The organism is Microbacterium sp. 5K110 (assembly GCF_005774735.1).
Taxonomy (GTDB): domain Bacteria; phylum Actinomycetota; class Actinomycetes; order Actinomycetales; family Microbacteriaceae; genus Microbacterium.
The window spans coordinates 1-3,728 of sequence record NZ_VBUM01000143.1 but is presented as its reverse complement, the minus strand read 5'-3'; the positions used below and the strand labels follow the sequence as shown (position 1 = coordinate 3,728).

Here is a 3,728-nt window from a genome sequence, read left to right as displayed (position 1 = left end):
GCGTCGGAGGGCGCGGGTAGGCTGGGGGAGTGACCATGGAGATCGATCTCGGCCGTGCCAAGCGTGCCCGCCGCGCCTACACCTTCGACGACATCGCCGTCGTCCCCTCGCGGCGCACGCGCAACCCGGAAGACGTGTCGACGGCCTGGACCATCGACGCCTTCCCGTTCGAGATCCCGGTGCTCGGCGCCCCGATGGACTCGGTCGTCAGCCCGCGCACCGCGATCGAGCTCGGTCGACTGGGTGGGCTGGGCGTTCTCGACCTCGAGGGCCTGTGGACGCGGTACGACGACCCCGAGCCGCTCCTGGCCGAGATCGCGGGGCTGCCCGACTCCGAGGCGACGCGTCGCATGCAGGAGCTGTACTCCGAGTCGATCAAGCCCGAGCTGGTGCGCGATCGTCTCGCCGAGGTCCGCGCCGCCGGCGTCACGGTGGCCGGCGCCCTCACCCCGCAGCGCACCCACGACCTCTACGAGACGGTAGTTGCGGCCGGCGTCGACCTCTTCGTGATCCGCGGGACGACGGTCTCGGCGGAGCACGTCTCCAGCGTCGCCGAGCCCCTGAACCTCAAGAAGTTCATCTACGACCTCGACGTCCCCGTCATCGTCGGCGGTGCGTCGACGTACACGGCCGCGCTGCACCTCATGCGGACGGGCGCCGCGGGCGTCCTGGTCGGCTTCGGCGGTGGCGCCGCGTCCACGACTCGCGTGACCCTCGGCCTGCACGCGCCGATGGCCACCGCGGTCGCCGACGTCGCCGGAGCGCGACGCGATTACCTCGACGAGTCGGGCGGACGCTACGTCCACGTGATCGCCGACGGCGGCGTGGGCACCTCGGGCGACATCGTGAAGGCTCTGGCCATGGGCGCCGACGCGGTCATGCTCGGCGTCGCTCTTGCTCGCGCGACGGATGCCCCGGGTCGTGGGTTCCACTGGGGCCCCGAGGCCCACCACGCGAAGCTGCCCCGCGGACACCGCGTGGCCGTCGACCGCGTCGGCCCCCTCGAGCAGATCCTCTACGGCCCGGCCCCCGTGGCCGATGGCACCGCGAACCTCATCGGCGCGCTGAAGAAGTCGATGGCCACCACCGGGTACTCCGACCTCAAGGAGTTCCAGCGGGTCGAGGTCGTCGTCGCGCCCTACGGGCACTGATTCCGGTACCCGCGTGACCTCTCCCACCGTCATCGAGCAGGAGCCCCGAGAGGTGTTCCCGCCGACGTTGCGTGAGGTCATGCTGCGACCGCGCTGGCTCGCGCTGCTGGCCTTCTCGCTCGTCGTCGCGGGCGTGCTGGCGTGGCTGGGCCAATGGCAGCTCGGCCGCGCCGTCGACACGGCGCCCGCCGAACCGGGGCAGACCGAGATCGTTCAGCCCTTGGCCGACGTCGCCCAGCCGGGCGCGTACCTGCCCGAGCCGCTCGTCGGTCAGCGGGTCGAGGCGAGCGGGCGGTGGATCGCTCCCGATTTCCTCGTGGTCTCGTCCCGTTTCAACGACGACGTCGAGGGGTACTGGGTCACCGGGCAGCTCCGCCTCGACGGCACGGCCGTGCCCACCTCGATCGCCGTCGCGCTCGGGTGGACTCGCGATGCGTCGGCGGCCGAGCGGGCCGCCCAGACCCTGCGCGCGCAGGCCGAAGCCGACCCCGATGCCGTCGTCGCCGTGACCGGGCGTCTGATCTCCGACGAGGGCCCCGGCCGCCCGCCGGCCGGCGCCGACCCGCAGACCATGACGCGGATGTCGCCGGCGGCATTGCTCGGACGCTGGACCGACATCGACGGGGTGTCCGTGTACCGGCCCTACCTCACCTCGCAGACCGCTCTCGGGCCCCTCGACGCCATCGACTCCCCGGCCCCCGACGAGCGATCGCGGGTGAACTGGCTGAACATCTTCTACGCGGCCGAGTGGGCGGTCTTCGCCGGCTTCGCTCTCTACCTCTGGTACCGCCTCGCCCGCGACGCGTGGGAGAAAGAGGTCGAAGACCTCGAGGATGCCGAGGCGGATGCCGCCGGCGCGGCCCCGTCGACATCGGCGTAGAGCGCTCCACGGGTCCACATCGAGGTGGACGGCGGGTAACGCCATCGCGAACGACGTCAGAGGGCGGACGGTCGCCGAACCCAGCCGGAGATGACATTTCGCGCCCGACGTGAACGTTGCTCGAACGTCGTGCGAGAACACCGCCCACGACCAGATCGAACGATGAGCCACCGACACAATCGCTAGGGATCCGCTGACAGCGGGTCATCTCGCCTGCAGTTGCCGGCCTACCCGAGGCCGGCCATGTCGAAGGGGCTTCTGCGTGCTCAAATTCGCTCGTCCGACGGCCATGACCGCGGGGGCTGTCGCCCTCGCGATCGGTCTGTCCAGCTTCGGAGGCGGCGTCGCCGTCGCCGCCGGTGGAGGCCTCGCGCCGCCCGCCATCGACCCCGTGCTCGTGCACACCCCGACCGCGGTTCCCGATCGGGTGATCCTGACCCCGACCGAGACGCCGACGACGAGCCAATCCGTCACCTGGCGCACCTCGAAGGACGTGACGACGCCCCGCGTCGAATGGGCTCTGAGCGGCCCCAGCGTGGTCAGTGGTGCGCAGTCGATGGACGCCACCTCCACGCACCGGCTGGACACCACGCTCGGCTACGAGATCGCGCACCACTCGGCGACGATCTCGGGCCTCGAACCCGACACGACATACGTCTACCGCGTCGGTGACGGCCAGACCTGGAGCGAATGGCTCGAGTTCACCACCGCGAGCGCGAAGCCGGGCGACTTCAGCTTCCTGGTGCAGGGCGACGCGCAGAACGACAACAAGGCCTACACCTCGCGCACCTTCCGGGCCGCGTTCGAATCCCGGCCGTACGCCCGCCTCGTGGTGCACGCCGGAGATCTCATCGACACCGAGACGAGCGACGCGGAGTGGGGAGAGTGGCATGAAGCCGCCGCCTTCTCCAACCAGTACCTCAACGTCGTGGCATCCACCGGAAACCACGAGTACTACCCGGGACCCGACCTGGCGGCGCACTGGGGCGCGCAGTTCGAGTATCCGCTCAACGGCCCCGAGGGGGCGGAGACCCTGAAGGAGACGGTCTACTCCGTCGACTACCAGGGCGTGCGTTTCATCAGCCTCGACTCCACGCAGGCCATGGGTGCGCAGTCGCGTGCGGCGCAGACGGCGTGGCTCGAGTCGCGCCTGGCCGAGAACCCGAACCAGTGGACCGTCGTGACGTTCCACCACCCGATCTTCTCGGTCACGAGCGGACGCGACAACGCGGTGCTGCGCGACGCCTGGCTGCCGCTGTTCGAGAAGTACGACGTCGACCTCGTGGTGCAGGGTCACGACCACGCGTACGGGCGCGGCAACCTCCGCGCCAACGAGCAGAACCTGCCCGCGGGCGCGGACCCGGCGAAGAGCCACACCGGCCCCGCCTATCTCGTCAGCGTCGCCGGCCCGAAGATGTACGTGCCCGACCCCGCCGAGGCGAACAACTGGACCGCGAACGGTGCCAACCTCCGGGTGACGGGCCGCGACGTGCAGCTCTTCCAGACGGTCGACGTCACCGCCGACGGTCGCATGCACGTCGAAGCGCGCACGGTCGACGGCGCACTGTTCGACGCCTTCACGATCACGAAGGATGCCGGTGGCGCGAAGCTCGTGACCGATGACTCCACGGCGTGGGTCGGTGGACCCGGATCGACCCGTGACGGTGTCGACGGTCCGAGCGTCCCGACGCCGACCC

The 3,728-nt window shown here is 70.6% G+C and carries 3 protein-coding genes; all 3 read left to right on the top strand.

Features of this window, described 5'->3' with window-relative positions; all coding sequences use genetic code 11:
- Positions 1 to 35: 35 nt before the first annotated feature.
- Positions 36 to 1,151: a GuaB3 family IMP dehydrogenase-related protein gene (locus FE256_RS17590; protein WP_138178234.1), complete on the top strand. Its 1,116-nt coding sequence runs from the start codon at positions 36 to 38 to the stop codon at positions 1,149 to 1,151.
- A gap of 13 nt (positions 1,152 to 1,164) precedes the next feature.
- Positions 1,165 to 2,031 (top strand): SURF1 family protein, encoded by an 867-nt coding sequence (locus FE256_RS17585; RefSeq protein ID WP_394529813.1) that lies wholly within the window; start codon positions 1,165 to 1,167, stop codon positions 2,029 to 2,031.
- 262 nt (positions 2,032 to 2,293) lie between these two features.
- A partial coding sequence (locus tag FE256_RS17580; RefSeq protein ID WP_171024409.1) for a purple acid phosphatase family protein occupies positions 2,294 to 3,728 on the top strand: 1,435 nt, incomplete at its 3' end.